This window comes from Pseudomonas sp. R19M (genome assembly GCF_050312585.1).
GTDB classification, from domain to species: domain Bacteria; phylum Pseudomonadota; class Gammaproteobacteria; order Pseudomonadales; family Pseudomonadaceae; genus Aquipseudomonas; species Aquipseudomonas palleroniana.
In genome coordinates, this window is the sequence record NZ_JBNPJV010000025.1 from 18585 (window position 1) to 36974 (window position 18390).

At 61.7% G+C, this 18390-nt stretch carries 18 protein-coding genes and 1 pseudogene; 10 read left to right on the top strand and 9 right to left on the bottom strand.

Features of this window, described 5'->3' with window-relative positions:
* The first annotated feature begins 159 nt into the window (after positions 1 to 159).
* The 8 genes and pseudogenes from ACQRBT_RS04105 (at position 160) to ACQRBT_RS04140 (ending at position 7925) form a co-directional block, all read left to right on the top strand.
* Positions 160 to 798: a DUF1120 domain-containing protein gene (locus ACQRBT_RS04105; protein WP_411985499.1), complete on the top strand. Its 639-nt coding sequence runs from the start codon at positions 160 to 162 to the stop codon at positions 796 to 798.
* A 37-nt stretch (positions 799 to 835) separates the two neighbouring features.
* Positions 836 to 1462 (top strand): annotated as a pseudogene (locus ACQRBT_RS04110) (DUF1120 domain-containing protein).
* 28 nt (positions 1463 to 1490) lie between these two features.
* Entirely contained in the window at positions 1491 to 2111 is a 621-nt protein-coding gene (locus ACQRBT_RS04115; RefSeq protein ID WP_412047704.1) for a DUF1120 domain-containing protein, read from the top strand.
* A gap of 99 nt (positions 2112 to 2210) precedes the next feature.
* Positions 2211 to 2840 carry a DUF1120 domain-containing protein gene (locus ACQRBT_RS04120; RefSeq protein WP_060753852.1) on the top strand — a complete coding sequence of 210 codons (630 nt, stop codon included), beginning with the start codon at positions 2211 to 2213 and terminating at the stop codon, positions 2838 to 2840.
* Positions 2841 to 2842: 2 nt separating this feature from the next.
* Positions 2843 to 3559 carry a fimbria/pilus chaperone family protein gene (locus tag ACQRBT_RS04125; protein ID WP_060753853.1) on the top strand — a complete coding sequence of 239 codons (717 nt, stop codon included), beginning with the start codon at positions 2843 to 2845 and terminating at the stop codon, positions 3557 to 3559.
* Positions 3560 to 3688: 129 nt separating this feature from the next.
* Positions 3689 to 6127 carry a fimbria/pilus outer membrane usher protein gene (locus ACQRBT_RS04130; RefSeq protein WP_104995576.1) on the top strand — a complete coding sequence of 813 codons (2439 nt, stop codon included), beginning with the start codon at positions 3689 to 3691 and terminating at the stop codon, positions 6125 to 6127.
* A gap of 11 nt (positions 6128 to 6138) precedes the next feature.
* Complete coding sequence (locus ACQRBT_RS04135; protein ID WP_244384265.1) at positions 6139 to 7263, top strand: DUF1120 domain-containing protein; 1125 nt, start codon at positions 6139 to 6141, stop codon at positions 7261 to 7263.
* Positions 7264 to 7274: 11 nt separating this feature from the next.
* Positions 7275 to 7925, top strand: a complete 651-nt coding sequence (locus tag ACQRBT_RS04140; RefSeq protein WP_060753855.1) for a DUF1120 domain-containing protein — start codon at positions 7275 to 7277, stop codon at positions 7923 to 7925.
* Positions 7926 to 7928: 3 nt separating this feature from the next.
* On the opposite strand, the gene ACQRBT_RS04145 is transcribed toward ACQRBT_RS04140, so the two are convergent.
* The 6 genes from ACQRBT_RS04145 to ACQRBT_RS04170 all read right to left on the bottom strand — a co-directional run bounded on the left by ACQRBT_RS04145 (position 7929) and on the right by ACQRBT_RS04170 (position 14151).
* Positions 7929 to 9194 (bottom strand): CynX/NimT family MFS transporter, encoded by a 1266-nt coding sequence (locus tag ACQRBT_RS04145; protein ID WP_411985494.1) that lies wholly within the window; start codon positions 9192 to 9194, stop codon positions 7929 to 7931.
* Positions 9184 to 9843 carry a FadR/GntR family transcriptional regulator gene (locus ACQRBT_RS04150; RefSeq protein WP_060753857.1) on the bottom strand — a complete coding sequence of 220 codons (660 nt, stop codon included), beginning with the start codon at positions 9841 to 9843 and terminating at the stop codon, positions 9184 to 9186. The genes ACQRBT_RS04145 and ACQRBT_RS04150 overlap by 11 nt, the downstream gene beginning before the upstream one ends.
* A 139-nt stretch (positions 9844 to 9982) precedes the next feature.
* Complete coding sequence (locus ACQRBT_RS04155; protein WP_003221897.1) at positions 9983 to 10747, bottom strand: amino acid ABC transporter ATP-binding protein; 765 nt, start codon at positions 10745 to 10747, stop codon at positions 9983 to 9985.
* A 10-nt stretch (positions 10748 to 10757) separates the two neighbouring features.
* Complete coding sequence (locus tag ACQRBT_RS04160; RefSeq protein ID WP_198760479.1) at positions 10758 to 11855, bottom strand: amino acid ABC transporter permease; 1098 nt, start codon at positions 11853 to 11855, stop codon at positions 10758 to 10760.
* Positions 11856 to 11865: 10 nt separating this feature from the next.
* Positions 11866 to 13047, bottom strand: coding sequence for an amino acid ABC transporter permease (locus ACQRBT_RS04165; RefSeq protein ID WP_104995572.1), 1182 nt, complete (start codon positions 13045 to 13047; stop codon positions 11866 to 11868).
* 72 nt (positions 13048 to 13119) lie between these two features.
* Positions 13120 to 14151, bottom strand: coding sequence for an amino acid ABC transporter substrate-binding protein (locus tag ACQRBT_RS04170; protein ID WP_090366636.1), 1032 nt, complete (start codon positions 14149 to 14151; stop codon positions 13120 to 13122).
* Between the two features lie 345 nt (positions 14152 to 14496).
* On the opposite strand from ACQRBT_RS04170, the gene ACQRBT_RS04175 reads away from it, so the two are divergent.
* Both ACQRBT_RS04175 and rhlB read left to right on the top strand, forming a co-directional pair.
* Entirely contained in the window at positions 14497 to 15153 is a 657-nt protein-coding gene (locus ACQRBT_RS04175) for an alpha/beta hydrolase (protein WP_198760480.1), read from the top strand.
* A gap of 97 nt (positions 15154 to 15250) precedes the next feature.
* Entirely contained in the window at positions 15251 to 16720 is a 1470-nt protein-coding gene (gene rhlB, locus ACQRBT_RS04180; RefSeq protein WP_412047706.1) for an ATP-dependent RNA helicase RhlB, read from the top strand.
* 353 nt (positions 16721 to 17073) lie between these two features.
* Here rhlB and moaE read toward each other — a convergent pair whose 3' ends face one another.
* The 3 genes from moaE to moaC are packed head-to-tail and all read right to left on the bottom strand — an operon-like array spanning position 17074 to position 18238.
* The gene (moaE, locus tag ACQRBT_RS04185; RefSeq protein ID WP_412047705.1) at positions 17074 to 17520 is read right to left on the bottom strand and encodes a molybdopterin synthase catalytic subunit MoaE; all 447 of its coding nucleotides are present in this window, start codon (positions 17518 to 17520) and stop codon (positions 17074 to 17076) included.
* Positions 17521 to 17525: 5 nt separating this feature from the next.
* The gene (gene moaD / locus ACQRBT_RS04190; protein WP_060753863.1) at positions 17526 to 17768 is read right to left on the bottom strand and encodes a molybdopterin converting factor subunit 1; all 243 of its coding nucleotides are present in this window, start codon (positions 17766 to 17768) and stop codon (positions 17526 to 17528) included.
* The gene (gene moaC, locus ACQRBT_RS04195) at positions 17765 to 18238 is read right to left on the bottom strand and encodes a cyclic pyranopterin monophosphate synthase MoaC (RefSeq protein ID WP_205344555.1); all 474 of its coding nucleotides are present in this window, start codon (positions 18236 to 18238) and stop codon (positions 17765 to 17767) included. The genes moaD and moaC overlap by 4 nt, the downstream gene beginning before the upstream one ends.
* Positions 18239 to 18390 lie beyond the last annotated feature (152 nt).

Below are 18390 nucleotides of genomic sequence, written 5' to 3' on the forward strand. Positions count from 1 at the left end.
CACTATCGTAATAGTTGCATTCACCCCGCACGGTCCCGGCGATAAATTCCCCCCGCTTTACCAATAACAGCGCGCGCCCCTCGATAACCCTAAATCCAATGGGCAACTTCCCCACGCGCTCTATCTGTCCCTGAACCTTGCACAGGAATACGTTCTCCCATGAAAGCCTCTTTCGCAGCCCTTGCAGGCAGCGTGCTGCTGGTGACTTGCCCTTGGGCGCTGGCTGCCAGCAGTGTCGACCTGACCGTCAAAGGCAGCATTACCCCCAGCGCCTGCGTCCCCACCTTGTCTCAGGACGGTACGGTGGACTACGGCAAGATCGCGTCCAAGGATCTATTGGTCGACAACTCAACCAAACTCACGCCTGTCACGCTGCAACTGAACGTGAGTTGCGAGGCCGCAACCCTGTTTGCCTTGAACGGCAAAGACAACCGCCTGGGGTCGGCCCACTTCTTCCTCGACCACAACTACGGCCTGGGTCTGATCAACGGCAACGAGAAACTGGGCAGCTATTCCATAGACCTGCTCAACCCGGTCTCGGAAGTTGCCGTGTACCCCCTGTTCTCCTCTGACCAAGGCCAAACCTGGTTGATGAACTCCGCAGGCAGCTATATGGGGCATCGCTACTGGAATGCGTTCAGCGACACCCTCGGCAGCGGCCCGCACTTTCCTACGGCGCTGCGCAGCGTGACCGTCGACCTGACCATCACTACTCACATTGCTCCGACCCGCACCCTGACGCTGAACGAGGAAGTCCCTCTGGACGGCAGCGCTTCACTGGACGTGCTGTACCTCTGACCGTCAACCCAACCCCCATTCACAAGGATCTGTGCCCATGGATAGAACCCCCTGCGCCGCGCTCGCCATTCTGCTGGCGGCCTGCACGCCCAGCGCTTTTGCAAGCAGCAGTATGGACTTGAGCGTCTCCGGGACCATTACCCCCGCGTCTTGCACTCCGACCCTGTCGAACGATGGCGTCGTCGACCACGGCAAATTGACCGCGCGCGACCTCGACCCCGTCCTTCCCACTCGCCTGCAAACCGGTTAGATGGATCTGGAAGTGCATTGCGAAGGCGCCACACTGTTCACCCTGACCACGGTGGATAACCGCGCGGGCACCGCCGCCGTCAACCCACGCTCGATGCACGGCCTGGGCATGGTCAACGACGACCAGAAACTCGGCGCCGTCTCGTTCGGGCTGTTTGAAGCGATCGCCGACAACGCGCCTGTGCAAACCATTATGTCTCGTGATGGCGGCACCACCTGGGGTCCCTCGTCTTACCTGGGGCACGCGGCCTTGACTGCATTTTCCGCCGCCAGCAGCGCCTACATACCTATCGCAGTGAAGGACCTGAACGCACGCCTGCGCGCCTACACGGTGATCGCACCGGCGAGCGACCTGACCTTGCTGGATGAGTTGCCGATCGACGGTCACGCCACGTTGCAGCTCAAGTACTGGTAATTGCCATTCCTTTTTCTGGAGACCCAACATGAATAAAGCCATCAAACCCCTGCTTGCCGGCCTGCTCCTGGCCAGCAGTACCAGTATTTTCGCCGCCTCCAATGTTGACCTGAGCGTCGTCGGCCTGATCACCCCCAGCTCCTGCGAGCCGAGCCTGTCTGCGCAGACGGTGGACTACGGCAAAATTTCCGCGAAGGATCTGAACACCACGCAACCCACCCCCCTTGAGGCAAAAACCGTCGACTTAACGGTCATCTGCGACGCCGCGACCCTGATGGCACTGGAGAGCAAGGACAACCGCGAAGGCTCCGACTTCGAAAACAACATGGTGGATTTCGGCCTGGGCCTGATCAACGGCACAGAGAAACTTGGCGCCATGACCCTGCGCTTGCTGAACCCTATTGCTGACAGCGTCGCCGCCCGGACCATTGGCTCCGATGACGGTGGCTTGACCTGGTTTGTCGAGCGCCACCTGATGCGTCACAACCTCATTTCAGTCGCCGACGCCGCTACCGTCGCCCCCATGCCGGTGCAGACACTGGTCTCGCAGCTGGTCATCGAGCCCAGGATCGCGCCCAGCAGCCAATTGACCCTTAACAATGAAGCCGCGATCGATGCCTCCGTGACCCTGACGGTGCGTTACCTGTAAACCCAGGAGTGGCGAACCTGTCGCTGCGCATTTAAACCACCTGAGAGGGGGTGCAGCCTCGGCCCCCTCGATACATCAGGCTCCCGGTGAACCGTTTCCATGAAGAACCTGACTTCAGGCCTGCTGGCCTTGCTTTACCTGTTCAGTATCAGCCAACCCGCACGGGCATCCTCCAGTACGGTCCTCGATGTCACGGGGTTGATCACCCCCAGTGCCTGCGAGGTCACCCTGTCGGACAACGGCATCGTCGACCATGGCAGGGTCCCGGCCCGCAGCCTCAATCAATACGAATTCAGCGCACTGCCCATGCAGACATTGGACCTGGGCGTAAGCTGCAACGAGCCGGTTCTGTTTGTGCTGGTAGGTCTCGACAACCGCGCAGACTCATCCCTGGGCCCTGGCTTCTATTACGGTTTGGGCCACAACGTCCACGCCCCAGGCGAACGCCTGGGCACTGTTTCAATTGCCTTTCGCGACGTCATGGCCGACGGCTCACGCGTGCTGGTACTGGCCTCGAGCAATCAGGGCCTGACCTGGTTTCCCGAGGCCAACGCCTACCCCGACAACTACATGGGCTTTGCCAGGCTCGGCACCCTGGTGCCGGAACCTCATCGCCTGCTGAACGCCACCTTGAACATCAACACGTCGATCAACGCCGCAGCGTTCCTGACCCTGAATCAGGAAGTGCCGCTGGACGGCTCTATCGTGCTCGACCTTAGGTATATGTAGCCATGCCAACCTTCCCTGGTTTCTCCTTTCAAACACTGCGTCGGTGCATCGGCGCTCTTCTCTTGCTGCTCAGTCACCCAGCCGTGGCTGACGGTATGGTCCCGGATACGTCGGTCGTCCTCCTCTACGAAGCCGAGGGCGAAACCTCGGTGTCGGTGACCAATACCGATGGAAAGCTTGCGTTGCTGCACGTCACCCTGGAAGACAACCCCGAGGACACCGAGCCGCTACTGTTTGTCACCCCGCCTCTGGCGCGGGTGGAGCCCTCCAAAAGCCAGTTGGTGCGCTTCATTCTGCAATCGGCCCAGCCGTTGACCACTCAGCGCTTGAAGCGAGTGATCTTCGAAGGCATGCCCCAGGGACGTTCGCAGGCCCAGGCCGGCCATGCGCGGGTGGGCGTGACCGTGCGCCAGAACCTGCCGGTGATCATCCATCCCAAGGGCCTGGCTCCCAACCGCACCCCATGGGAGGGTCTGGTCTGGCGCTTGGAAAAAAACCAGCTGACCGTGAGCAACCCGACCCCCTACGTGGTGCGCCTGGCCCAGGAACTGCGGCTACTGCCCGGCGACAACTCGGCGCTGCTGCCACGCACCTATGTGTTGCCGGGGGAAACCCTGAGCATCAATGTCAGCGCGGCAACGGCAAACACGGTGCGACTGCAACCTGCGACCACCTACGGCTTTGCCGTTGCGCCCTACGACGCGGCGCTCAACCTATAAGAACAGGCGACGGTCACACCGCGCCAACCCTCAAATAAAGAAGTGGCCTCATTGAAGGCCGCCGGGAAGCCTGGCCCTGAATTCAGCCAGTATGCCTCCACTCTCGAGTACGACCTTGTGAGCACAGTAATGACTGACCGCGACGGCGAAGCCATGCCCGCCGTTTCACCCCGCCGCACCCTGCTGGCCGGCCTGGCGCTGACACTCGGCGCCCTCTGGCCCGCCAACGAACCCTTGGCCGACGAGCCGACAAAAGTCGGGCTGTTCGATCCACAAACGTTGTCCCAACGCGGTATCGACCCCGAGCTTGCCAACCTGCTGCTGGACGCGCCGCGCTTCACCCCTGGGCGACACGCCGTCAACCTCAGCATCAACGGCCAACGCCGAGGCCGGATCGACGTGGCATTCGACCGCGAGGGCGCTCTGTGTTTCGACCGACCGCTGCTGGATGCCGGTAACTTGGTGGTGTTGGACGCAGACGCCGCCTGCCAGGATTTCCTGGCCGCCTACCCACAAACTGTTATCGAGCAAGACCCGGCCGCTTTGCAGCTCGCCCTGATCGTGCCCGGCGAAGCCCTTCGCCCAGCGGTGCAGGATGTGTCCGGCTATCAGAGCGGCGGTTTCGCCGGTTTGCTCAACTACGACCTGACTGGCCTGCATAACCAATCCGCAGGCAGCAGCAGCCGTTTTGCATCGGCCAACACCGAAGTGGGTTTCAACGCCGGCGACTGGATCGTGCGCAGCCGCCAGGTGCAGACCTGGCAAGACAAAATCTCGCGCACCACCCACCTGGACGCCTATGCCCAGCGCACCTTCGCCGAACAACAGTCGGTGTTCCAGGCCGGGCAGATCAGCCTCTATAACCCGGTGCTGGCAGGCGCGCAGATCACCGGCGCGCAGGTGCTTAACGAAACCGCCCTGCAAGACCAGAACCGAGGCGCGACCATTACCGGCATCGCCAACAGCCCGGCGCAGGTCGAGGTGCGCCAGAACGGCGCGTTGATCCACTCGACGGTGGTGCCCGCCGGGCCGTTTTCCCTGACCGATGTACGCCGCTTGAACAGTCGCTCCGACGTGGAGGTCACGGTCAAGGAAACCCATGGCGAAGAACGCCGTTTTACCGTGCCGGCCGCCATGCTCGGCCTGGGCCTGCCAGCGCCGGGTTATGCCGTGGCGGCGGGCCGCGTGCGCCAGATCGGCAACAGCGACGGTGCCGAACCCTGGGTGGTCAGTGCCGGTTGGAATGGTGCATTGCTTTCCCAGGTGAGCGTCGGCGGTGGCGGATTGATCGCCGATGCGTATCGTGCCGCCGGCATGAACCTGGGCTGGTTACCGCGCCCGGAGACCCAGCTGCAATTTACCGTGCAGGGCGCACAAGCCACGCGTGTGGGCAACGAGCAAGGTGTGCAGACCGACCTCTCCTGGTCGCAACAGCTGAGCGACAACTGGGCAATCACCACCGCCGCCTCGTGGCGTTCACTGGGCTACCGCGACCTCGATGAGTCGACCTATTCGCGCTACACCCACGAGCAGGAACGTTCACGCTATCGCGATCAGCAAAGCCTCACCGCATCGTGGGCCAGCCCGTGGCTGGGCGCCTTCAGCGCGGGGGTGTCACGCTCCGCGTCGTATGCCGGTTACAGCAGCAGCCGGGCGCTGGCGTCATGGGGCACATCGGTGGGTGGGGTGTCGGTTTCCGCCAGCGCCGAGTGGCAGGTAGGCGGCCGGCAGCAAAGCGACGACAGCCTTTACTTGAACATCAGCCTGCCCCTCGGTGAAAACCGCAGAGGCCGCGCCTGGGCGCGCAATACGGGCGGCGAGCACCGCGTCGGCGTGGGCATGAGCGAGCAGGTCAACGACCAACTGGCCTACCGTGTCGGCGTAGAACGCGACAGCCGCGACCGCGAAGTGGAGTCGTCCCTGGGGGTCTCGGCACTGCCCTACTACAGCCAGTTGGACTTCAACTACACCCGCTCCGAAGACCAGCGCTCCAGCTATCAAGGCGGCGCCCGCGGCGGTGTGGTGCTGCACGGTGACGGTGTGACGTTCTCGCCGTACCCGGTGCGCGACACCTTTGCCGTGGTTTCGGTGGGAGAGATGGCCGGGATCAAACTGTCGACCCCAAGCGGCCCGGTGTGGACCGACTGGCAAGGCCAGGCCGTGGCACCGCAACTGGCCGCCTATGGCCGTAGCCCGGTGGAAGTACAAACCCGCTCACTGCCACGCAACGCCGATATCAGCAACGGTTTGGCGGTACTGACCGCCGGCCGGGGCAGCGTCGACAAGCTGCAGTTCGGCGTCAGCCTGACGCGCCGCGTGCTACTGAGCGTGACCACCGCCGATGGCCGGCCGTTGCCGCGAGGTGCGGCAGTGAGCACTGAAAATGGTGAGTTCGTGACGCTGGTTCAGGAAGGCAGTCAGGTGTTTTTACCCAATGCATTGGATCAACGCCCATTGTGGGTCAAGGCCCCCGACCAGCCTCGCTGCCGCTTGGATTTTGCCTTGCCGAAGGCCGGCGATCCGAACGTGTATTTCGAAACCGCGCCCGCGCACTGCCTGACGCCATGAGGACCATCACCATGAAAGCTGCCTTGTTTCCCCTGGGTTTTCTGCTGCTGAGCGCCAGTGCGTTGGGCGCGGAGGAATGCCAACTGAACCTGAGCGAAAACCGCCTCGACTTCGGCTTGATGAACCGCGCCCTCGCCCTTGTCCCAAGCGGTGAGCGGCTACTGGGTGAGCGCCGCACAAGGCTCACCCTGAACTGCCCGCAGCCGACGGACATGAGCGTGTTTTATCGTGGCCTCGGCGCGGGTGTGGAGCGGTTTCGCTTCACCGAGCGTGGCAGCTACGGCCTGACAGCCAGCGATGCCGTGCTCGATGGCCAGGCGGTGGAGCTGGGTTTATCGGCAGGGCCAGGCCAGCCCGCCGTAACAGTCGCCACAGCCCTGGCTTGGCGCCCGGAACACAGCATAGTGCCAATGCGCGGCGGCATACCCGTAACCGGGCGCAGCCTGTCGGTGCAAATCGACGCCAGCGCCTGGGCCCGTGAAGAGGCCTCCCGCGTGCGTGAAGCCGTCACCTGGGAAACCAGCGGGCTGTTCGACGCCCGCGGCGCCGGGCGGTCGCGGGAGGTCAGCCTGCTTGCACAGTTTGCCCCGGCCGCCTGTACCCCGAGCCTGTCCAACGGCGGCAATGTGAACCTGGGCAAACTGTCGGTCATTGACCTCAATCAGCATCAGGAAACACCGCTGGCCCCGCGCACAGTGGTGCTGAACGTCACGTGCGACGCCCCGACCGCCTTCGCCATGCGCATGCAGGACAACCGCCAGGGCTCGGCCACCGGCGTGGCCGACGACAGCACCTACGGCCTTGGGCTGGACGCCAGGCAACAGAAGATCGGCCGCTACCGGCTGACCTTCGACCCATCGCAGATGACCGCCGATAACGTCGCTCAACTCTACCGAACCGACTCCGCAACCGGGTCCCAGCCGTGGAGCAGCGCCAGTGCAACCCCACTGCCGATTGCAGCCAACCGATACCTGGGGTTCGCCGCCCAGGCCGGCAGCGTCGGCGGCCCCATCGCCATTCAAAACCTCAACGCCACGCTGAACCTCGAAGCGGTACTCGCGCCCCTCGGCTCCCTGGACCTGGGCAGCGAAGTGCATCTCGACGGCTCGGCCACCCTCGAAATCAACTACCTCTAGAGGAGCACCCCATGAACGCCTACCTGATACCCATCGCGGCCTTGACGTTGCTGGGCACCTACACCTTGGCCAACGCCGCGTCCACCGTCGAACTGACCGTCACCGGCTTGATCACGCCCATGGCCTGCACGCCGCTGCTGCCTGGGGGTGGCCTGGTCGACTTCGGCAAGATTTCGCAAAAGGACCTGAACCAGGCGACCGGTACCCGCCTGCCCCTCAAGTACCTGACCCTGACGGTGAGCTGCAACGCCCCTGGCCGCTATGCCCTGCGCATGCGCGATAACCGCGACGGCACGGCCCACGTCAACAGCGAGATTTACTACGGGCTGGGGCTGGACAACAGTGGCGGCAAGATCGGTGTGTATTCGGTGAGCTTCGATCCCAAGCAAACCGTGGTCGATGACCTGCCGCAGATCTACGGCACCGAATCGACCACAGGCGGTGTGGCGTGGCGCACCGCCAACAGCAACCCGATCGATATCGGCTCGCGCAGCCTGCTGGGCTTTACCGACGTGCTCGGCAGCGTGGCCGGCCCGTCAGCGATCCAGAACCTGAGCACCACCTTGAAGCTCGAGGCGGTGATCAATGCCAAACAAAACCTGGACCTGAGCACGGAAACGCCGATGGATGGGTCAGCCACGCTGGAAGTGGTCTACCTCTAGGCGTCAGACCCTCTCACTGCGCACGTCCACATACAACGCCCGGCCGGCGCCCAGGCCGGCGACAATGGCGCCGAGCCCGAGTGCCGCGAAAATCCAGCCCACGGCGGCCCAGCCGCCGGTCCAGTCATGTACCAGGCCGACGGCGAACGGGCCCATGGAAGCCAGGGTGTAACCAATCCCCTGGGCCATGCTCGACAGGTTGGCCGCCACATGCGCATCACGCGAGCGCAGCACAATCAAGGTCAATGCCAGGCTGAAAGTGCCGCCCTGCCCGAGCCCCAGCAAAATGGCCCAGCCCCACAGCCCGTCGAGGGGTGCATACAGACAACCGAACAGGCCGCCGAGGGTCAGCACCATCACCACCACGATGGCCAGGCGCTGATCCTTGCCGCGTGTGGCCAGCCACGGTGCGGCAAGGGAGCTGATCAATTGCACGATGATGGAGCCCGACAGCGCCAACCCCGCTTCGGTGGCACTCAGGCCACGGCCGATCAGGATCGACGGCAACCAGCCAAACACGATGTACGCCAGGGAGGATTGCAGGCCCATGTACAAGGTGACTTGCCAGGCCAGTGGATCGCGCAACAAACCGCTCACCCGATAAGCCACCCGGTGGGCACCATGCTTCTGACCGACCTGCGGCAGCCAGCACAGTGCGGCCAGCAACGCCGGCAGAATCCAGAAGCCCAGCCCGATGCTCCAGCGCTCACCAAAGTGCTGGCTGAGCGGCACCGTAGCCCCAGCCGCCAGCGCCGCGCCCAGGCACAGGGCCATGGTGTAGACACCGGTCATGGCACCTGCCTGCCGGGCGAAATCACGCTTGACGATACCCGGCAACAACACGCCGATGATGCCGATACTCGCGCCGGCCACCAGGCTACCGGCGAACAACCCCACTTCACCCAGCGAACTGCGCAGCAGGATGCCCGCAGCCAGCATCAGCAAGACACCCAGCACCACGCGCTCGGCGCCGAAGCGGCGGGCCAGGATCGGTGCGGTGGGGGCAAACAGCCCCAGGCATAACACCGGCAAGGTCGTCAGCAACCCCGCCTTGGCCGCCGACAACCCAAGGCTTGCGGACACGTCATTGAGCAACGGAGACAGGCTCGACAGCGCCGGGCGCAGGTTCAACGCCACCAGCACCAGGCCCAGCAGCAACAGCCAGGGGCGACTCACTGGCGGGTGGCTGTTCTGCACCACTTCATCGTCGGCTTCGGCATCGATCAACAGTTCTTCGAGTTCGCTGGGGCGCTGGGTTTCAGGGTTCATTGATCAACTGCCGGCAGAGGGATTTGGCACGTTCCGGGTCTTGGTGTTCCACGGCGTCGAGCAGGGCGACATGCAGGTCGAACACCGCCTGGCGACGCGGCGAAATATTCAGGGTCTGGCGCAATTGCGCGCTGACGATGGCGGAAAAGTACTGATACAACTCGCTCAGCGCAGGGTTATGCGCGGCGTCCACCAGGCGCGTGTGAAACACCAGGTCGGCGCTGATATAAGCCTCCAAGTCGCCGTGGTACAACACGGCGCTGGCGTCGAGCGCCGCACGCAGGCCGTTGAGGTCCTCTTCGGTACGACGCACCGCCGCCAGGCTGACGGCCTCCACTTCAAGAATCTGCCGCGTTTCCTGCGCCTGCCCCAGGGTGCAATGGGACAACGCACGCATCGTCCCCAGTGGGTCGGTCATCGAGCGCAGATAACTGCCGTCGCCCTGACGAATATCGATCAGCCCGGAAAATGCCAAGACACGCATGGCTTCACGCACGGTATTGCGGCTGATGCCCAGCTCGGCGGACAGCTCAGGCTCGGTGGGCAACCGCTCACCCACGGCCCAGACGCCTTGGCTGATGCGCAGGCGCAATTGTTCAAGGGCCTGATCGACCAGGGAGCGTTTGATCAGAGGGGCGATGTCAGTCATGGGTTCTGCGCTTTCGTCCAATCATAGGATGAATTTTCCTACAGCGTATTCAGAGTTGCCTACAAAGGCAACGCTCCAGGTTTTCAGTCAGGCAAAAATAAACCCGGCACCAGGCCGGGTTTATTCATTCAAACATTGATCAATGCAAAATCTGACTCAAGAACAACTTGGTCCGATCATTCTGCGGGTTGTCGAAGAAGTCATTCGGCGCCGCCTGTTCCACGATCTCGCCCTTGTCCATAAAGATCACGCGGTTGGCCACGGTGCGGGCAAAGCCCATTTCGTGGGTCACGCACAACATGGTCATGCCGTCTTCGGCCAGGCCGATCATGGTGTCCAGCACTTCCTTCACCATTTCCGGGTCGAGCGCCGAGGTCGGCTCATCGAACAACATGATCTTGGGCTTCATGCACAGGGCACGGGCGATGGCCACACGCTGTTGCTGGCCGCCGGACAGTTGCCCTGGAAACTTGTGGGCCTGCTCCGGAATACGCACGCGCTCAAGGTAGTGCATGGCGATTTCTTCGGCCTTGCGCTTGGGCATCTTGCGCACCCACATTGGCGCCAGCGTGCAGTTCTGCAAGATGGTCAGGTGCGGAAACAGGTTGAAGTGCTGGAACACCATACCGACTTCACGGCGGATCGCTTCGATCTGCTTGAGGTCGTTGGTCAGCTCCACGCCGTCGACCACAATACGGCCCTGCTGGTGTTCTTCCAGGCGGTTGAGGCAGCGGATGGTGGTGGACTTGCCCGAACCCGACGGGCCGCACAGCACGATACGCTCGCCCTGCTTGACGTTGAGGTTGATGTCTTTCAGCACGTGGAACTGGCCGTACCACTTGTTGACGCCCTGCATCTGGATAATGCCTTCAGGGCCCACAGGCTTTTTGATTGCTTCGCTCATAAAAGAACTCCTAACGCTTGTGGCCTGTGTCGAGCTTGCGTTCCAGATGCATGGAATAGCGCGACATACCAAAACAGAAAATCCAGAACACCAGGGCGGCAAACACGTAGCCTTCGGTGGCCATGCCCAGCCATTTCGGGTCGGCGGCGGCTTGCTTGACGCTGTTGAGCAGGTCGAACAAACCGATGATGATCACCAGGCTGGTGTCCTTGAACAGCGCGATAAACGTGTTGACGATGCCCGGGATCACCAGCTTCAAGGCTTGGGGCAGAATCACCAGGCCCATGCTGCGCCAGTACCCCAGGCCCATCGCCGCGGCCGCTTCGTATTGCCCCTTGGGAATGGCCTGCAAACCGCCGCGCACCACTTCGGCCACGTAGGCCGACTGGAACAGGATCACGCCGATCAGCGCCCGTAGCAGCTTGTCGAAGTTCATGCCTTCGGGCAGGAACAGCGGCAGCATCACCGAGGACATGAACAACACCGTGATCAACGGCACGCCGCGCCAGAACTCGATGAAGGTCACGCAGACCACTCGAATCGCCGGCAGGTTCGAACGCCGCCCCAACGCCAGCACGATACCCAGCGGCAACGCGCCGGCGATACCGACGGTGGCGATCACCAGGGTCAGCATCAGGCCGCCCCACTGGCTGGTCGCCACGTTGGTCAGGCCGAAGATGCCGCCATGCAACAGGCAGTAGGCAATGATCGGGTACAGCACCAGGAAGCTTAGGCCGTAGATCGCCTTGCGCTGGAAACGCGAGATGAACAACGGCGCCACGCCCACGACGGCCAACCATACGGTCAGGTCCACTCGCCAGCGCAGATCGGCGGGATAATAGCCGTACATGAACTGCCCGAAACGCTGTTGGATAAACACCCAACAGGCGCCCTCCTTCGTACAGTCGGCACGGGTAGTACCGACCCAGTTGGCGTCCAGAATCGCCCAATGCAGAATCGGTGGCACCACCAGGTACACCAGGTAGATCGCCAGCAAGGTCAGCAGGGTGTTGAGCCAACTGGAAAACAGGTTGGCGCGCATCCAGGCCACCGGGCCGAAGACTTTGCTCGGCGGCGGCATGTCAGGTTTGAAAGTATGAGAACTCATGGGCGTTTCCTCACCGCTCGATCAGCGCAATGCGCTTGTTGTACCAGTTCATCAGCAGGGAAATGCTGATGCTGATCGCCAGGTACACGCTCATGGTGATGGCAATGACTTCGATCGCCTGGCCGGTCTGGTTGAGCACCGTGCCGGCAAACAGCGAAACCATTTCCGGGTAACCGATACCGGCGGCCAACGACGAGTTTTTCGCCAGGTTCAAGTATTGGCTGGTCAGCGGCGGAATGATCACCCGCAGGGCTTGCGGGATGATGACCTTGCGCAGCGTCGGCCCCGGGCGCAAACCCAGGGAGCGCGCGGCTTCGGTCTGGCCGTGGCTGACGGACTTGATGCCCGAACGCACGATCTCGGCGATGAACGCTGCCGTATAGACGGTCAATGCCAGGGTCAGGGCCAACAGCTCGGGAATCAGGACCCAGCCGCCGACAAAGTTGAAGCCTGCCAGCTTCGGCATTTCCCAATGCAGTGGGGCGCCGAAAACCAGCGTGCACAACGTCGGGATCACCACCAACAGCGCAAGCCCCGCCCAGAACTTGTGGAACGGAACGCCGGTGGCTTCGAAACGTTTATTGGCCCAGCGCGTCATCAGCACAATCGCGACAATCGCCACCACCACGCTGACCACAAACGGCCAGAAACCCTGCGCCATCAACGCCGCCGGCATGTTCAGGCCGCGACTGCTGACAAAGAAGGTATCGCCGAAGTTGTGGCTGTTACGCGGCCCCGGCATGGTCAGGAACACCGCGAAATACCAGAACAGGATTTGCAGCAGCGGCGGTATGTTGCGGAACACTTCCACGTACACCGTCGCCAGCTTGTTGATCATCCAGTTCGGCGACAGTCGCGCCACGCCGATGATGAAACCGAGCAGGGTCGCCAGGACCACGCCGATCACGGTCACCAGCAAGGTGTTGAGCAAGCCGATCACGAACACTCGGGCATAACTGTCCGATTCGGTGTAGTCGATCAGGTGCTGCGCGATACCGAAGCCGGCACTGCGCTCAAGAAACTCGAACCCCGAGGTGATGCCCCGGTGTTGAAGGTTGGTCTGGGTATTGTTGAAGAGGTACCAGCCCAGCGAGACCACCGCCACAATCGTGATGATCTGGAAGAGCCACGCACGCACTTTGGGATCGCTGAAGCTGAGCTTCTGCTTGGGTGCGCCGATTTGATTTTGCATGAAGTGCCCCGGAAATAATGGAACAGAACATCACCCGGTGGTTGGCCCACCGGGTGACAGAACCATCAGCGATCAGCGCACTGGGGGTGCGTATTGAATGCCGCCGTTGTTCCACAGCGCGTTCAGGCCACGGTCGATTTCCAGCGGAGTGCTCTTGCCGAGGTTTTTCTCGAACACTTCACCGTAGTTACCGACTTGCTTGACGATCTGTACAACCCAATCTTTCTTCACTTTCAGGTCTTTGCCGTATTCGCCGTCGGCACCGAGCAGACGTGCGACGTCCGGGTTCTTGGTGGACTTGGCTTCAGCTTCAACGTTTTTCGAAGTGATACCGGCTTCTTCAGCGTTGAGCATGGCGTAGCCTACCCAGCGCACGATGGCCAGCCACTCGTCGTCGCCGTTACGTACGACTGGGCCCAGTGGCTCTTTGGAAATGGTTTCCGGCAGCACCGAGTAATCCTTCGGCGAGGCCAGCTTGCTGCGCTGGGCGAACAGCTGGGACTTGTCGGAGGTCAACACGTCGCAACGGCCGGATTCCAGCGATTTGGCGCTTTCATCGGAGGTATCGAAGGTGATCGGGGTGTATTTGAGGTTGTTGGCGCGGAAGTAATCGGAAACGTTCAGCTCGGTGGTGGTGCCGGCCTGGATGCAGATGGTTGCACCGTCCAGCTCCTTGGCACTTTTCACGCCCAGCTTGTTGTTCACCAGGAAGCCGACACCATCATAGTAGGTGATGAAGCCCGGGAATTTCAGGCCCATGCCCGCATCGCGGGAACTGGTCATGGTGGTGTTACGGGACAGGATGTCGACTTCGCCGGATTGCAGCGCGGTGAAACGCTCCTTGGCATTCAACTGGCTGAATTTGACCTTGGTGGCGTCGCCGAAAACGGCAGCGGCCACAGCACGGCACACGTCAGCGTCGATCCCGAGGATCTTGCCGCTGGCATCCGGCACCGAGAAACCCGGCAGGCCGTCACTCACACCACATTGCACAAAGCCTTTCTTCTGCACGGCGTCCAGGGTAGCGCCGGCTTGGGCAAAACCACTGACACCCAATACAGCGGCCGCGGTGACGATGGCCAGGGTGGATTTCAATACCTTCATTCAAACCTCCAGTTGCTCTTGTTGTGTCGGAGCTCGAACCTCAGCGCACCCTTATGAGGCGATATCGACCCGTGTTGGCTTTTTTTAGGGTCAAGCGGCATGAGGTTGTCGCGATAATTCCAGCTGCTATCCCACAAGCGGCAGTCACTGATAGTGTTACCGTCTGCGAATAGTTCTGACATCGACCTACACATAGCAAGGCGCGTACCAGAGTGCCGGCTGAGTCGTTTCAGCCCATGTGCAATAGAAAAAGATTCAACCTTGCGACATTCTCTTAACAGATCGACCTTTTACGCACCGTTCCAACGCACCCAATCGGAGCGTGTGCACATAGATGGAGCAGACATGACCGAACCCTTGATTCTTCAGCCCGCCAAGCCCGCCGACGCCTGCGTAATCTGGCTGCATGGCCTGGGCGCCGATCGCTACGACTTCCTGCCGGTGGCCGAAGCGTTGCAGGAAAACTTACTGACAACCCGTTTCGTTTTGCCCCAGGCACCGACCCGTCCCGTGACGATCAACGGCGGCTACGAGATGCCCAGCTGGTACGACATCAAGGCCATGAGCCCGGCCCGGTCCATCAGCCTGGAAGAGCTGGAAACCTCGGCCAAAATGGTCACTGACCTGATCAAAGAGCAAAAAAGCAGCGGAATAGACGCCTCGCGGATTTTCCTCGCGGGGTTCTCCCAAGGCGGGGCGGTGGTGTTCCATACCGCGTACCTGAAATGGCAAGGCGCGCTGGGCGGCGTGATCGCCCTCTCCACCTACGCACCGACGTTCGACGATGAGCTGGAATTGTCCGCCAGCCAGCAGCGCATTCCGGCCCTGTGCCTGCACGGCCACTACGACGACGTGGTACAGAACGCCATGGGCCGCAGTGCCTACGAGCACTTGAAGACCCGTGGTGTCACCGTGACATGGCAGGAATACCCAATGGGTCACGAAGTGTTACCTGAAGAGATACGCGATATCGGTACCTGGTTGAGCACTCGCCTGGGCTGAAAAGCATTGCTTTATGTAGCCGCATGACAGACGCACTACGCCGCGCCCGTTTCTTGCATTACACTGGCCGGCGTACATTCCTTAACCAATTAATGAGATCACCGTGCTCAAAGCACTCAAGAAGATGTTCGGCAAAAGCGAGGCTGAGCCGCTCGCGCCAGTTTCCAGTGCCCCTGCCCCCACGTCCGGCAGTCGCAATGACGGTAAACAGCCAGGCCGGACCGCACCTGCCGCCCAGCCGAAAAAGCCAACGGTAAAGCCGGCCGAACAGGCAAAACCGCTCGAGGCCACGCCTGCGCCCGTCGCGCCCAAGCCACGTCGCGAACGTGCGCCCAAACCGCCGGTCACTTCGTGGAAACTCGAAGACTTCGTCGTCGAGCCCCAGGAAGGCAAGACGCGCTTCCACGATTTCAAGCTCGCCCCGGAACTGATGCACGCCATCCAGGACCTGGGCTTCCCGTACTGCACGCCGATCCAGGCGCAAGTCCTGGGTTTCACCCTGGCCGGCAAAGACGCCATCGGTCGTGCGCAGACCGGCACCGGCAAGACCGCTGCGTTCCTGATCTCGATCATCACCCAGTTGCTGCAGACGCCACCGCCCAAAGAACGCTACATGGGTGAACCGCGCGCCCTGATCATTGCCCCGACCCGGGAGCTGGTCGTGCAGATCGCCAAGGACGCCGCCGACCTGACCAAGTACACCGGCCTCAACGTGATGACCTTCGTGGGCGGCATGGACTTCGACAAGCAGCTCAAGCAGCTCGAAGCCCGCCACTGCGACATCCTGGTGGCCACTCCGGGCCGCCTGCTGGACTTCAACCAGCGCGGCGACGTGCACCTGGACATGGTCGAAGTGATGGTGCTGGACGAAGCCGACCGCATGCTCGACATGGGTTTCATCCCGCAGGTCCGTCAGATCATTCGCCAGACCCCACCGAAAACCGAGCGTCAGACCCTGCTGTTCTCCGCGACCTTCACCGACGACGTGATGAACCTCGCCAAGCAATGGACCACCGACCCGTCCATCGTCGAGATCGAAGCCGAAAACGTTGCCAGCGAAAACGTCGAACAGCACATCTATGCCGTAGCCGGTGCCGACAAGTACAAACTGCTCTACAACCTGGTCAACGACAACGGCTGGGAACGCGTGATGGTGTTTGCCAACCGCAAGGACGAAGTTCGCCGCATCGAGGAACGCCTGGTGCGTGATGGCGTCAACGCCGCGCAGCTGTCGGGCGACGTGCCGCAACACAAGCGTATCAAGACCCTGGAAGGCTTTCGCGAGGGCAAGATCCGCGTACTGGTGGCCACCGACGTGGCGGGCCGCGGGATTCATATCGACGGAATCAGCCACGTGATCAACTTCACCCTGCCGGAAGTACCGGACGACTACGTGCACCGCATTGGCCGTACCGGCCGTGCCGGCGCGGCGGGTGTGTCGATCAGCTTCGCAGGGGAAGATGACTCGTATCAGCTTCCGTCGATCGAGGCGCTGCTGGGCCGCAAGATCAGCTGCGAAACACCGCCGACGCACCTGCTGCGCCCGGTTGAACGCAAACGCCCATAAAGCTGGATGCAGTAAAAATGTGGGAGGGGGCTTGCTCCCGATAGCAGTCGCTCAGTCAACATAACTGTTGAATGTGCCACCGCCATCGGGAGCAAGCCCCCTCCCACAGTTGGTTTTGTGTTCGACCCGCTATTTCCAGCGGTCCGGCTTCGCTGGGGATGACTCTTATCAGCGGCGAGAGACCAATGCACTTGCTGCGCCCGGTTGAACGCAAGCGCCCATAAAGCTGGATGCAGTAAAAATGTGGGAGGGGGCTTGCTCCCGATAGCAGTCGCTTAGTCAACATAACTGTTGAATGTGCCACCGCCATCGGGAGCAAGCCCCCTCCCACATTGGGTTTTGTGTTTGCCCCGCTATTTCCAGCGGTCTGCGGCGGCATGGTCGCTGTGGCGCCCTTCTACCCAGCGCGGCCCTTCGTTGGTGTTCTCTTTCTTCCAGAACGGCGCTCGCGTCTTCAGGTAATCCATCACGAACGCACAGGCATCAAACGCGGCCTGGCGATGGGCACTCGCTGCCGCGACGAAGACGATGGGCTCGCCCGGCTCCAGCACACCAATACGATGCAGCACCTCCAGCTTGAGCAACGGCCAGCGCTGCTCGGCCTCCACGGCAATATTGGCCAAGGCTTTTTCAGTCATGCCGGGATAATGCTCAAGGAACATCCCCGACACTTCACGGCCATCGTTGAAGTCGCGCACATAACCGACAAAGCTCACCACCGCGCCCACACCCACATTGGCTGCGTGCATCGCATTGACTTCGGCACCGGGATCAAACGCCTCGACTTGCACACGAATCACCCTGTTCACCCCCCGGTCACGGGCGGGAAGAACGCCACTTCGTCGCCCGGCTGCAGCGGTTCGTCGAGGTTGCACAGTTCCTGGTTGCGGGCGCACATCAGGCTGGTCTCGTTGAGCACGGCAAACTCCGGATCCGCCGCCAACGCCAGGCGCACAGCGTCAACGGTGGCAAAATCGCCTTCCATTTCCAGCGAATCGAAGCCCACCACCTCTGCGTAGCGCGCAAAAAACAATACGTTGATGCTCATGCCTGCTCCGCCTTGAAATGCCCGCTTTTACCGCCGAGCTTTTCCAGCAGGCGAACGCTTTCGATGGTCATGCCGCGGTCCACGGCCTTGCACATGTCGTAGATCGTCAGCGCTGCGACACTGGCGGCGGTCAGGGCTTCCATCTCCACGCCGGTCTGGCCACTGAGTTTGCAGCGCGCCAGGATATGCACCGTATCCACACCTTCGGCGCTCAGCTCGACCTTGACGCCAGTGAGCATCAACGGGTGGCACAGCGGGATCAGATCACTGGTTTTTTTGGCGGCCTGGATGCCGGCGATACGGGCCACGGCAAACACGTCGCCCTTGGGGTGGGCGCCGTCGACAATCATTTGCAGGGTCTGGGGCAGCATGCGCACCCGCGCTTCGGCCACGGCCTCTCGGAACGTCACGGCTTTGTCGGTGACGTCGACCATATGGGCGCGACCTTGGGAATCGAGATGAGTCAGCACAGGGATACTCCTGATCAGGAGCGACAATTGTAAACCCGTAGGTCAAAAAAAGGGGCACAACACGCGGCCCCCCATCCAAATGCATGTAGTGAGCGGGCTTGCCCCGCGCCGCGGTGTGTCAGGCGGCTCAAACTTACCTGACACACCGCCGC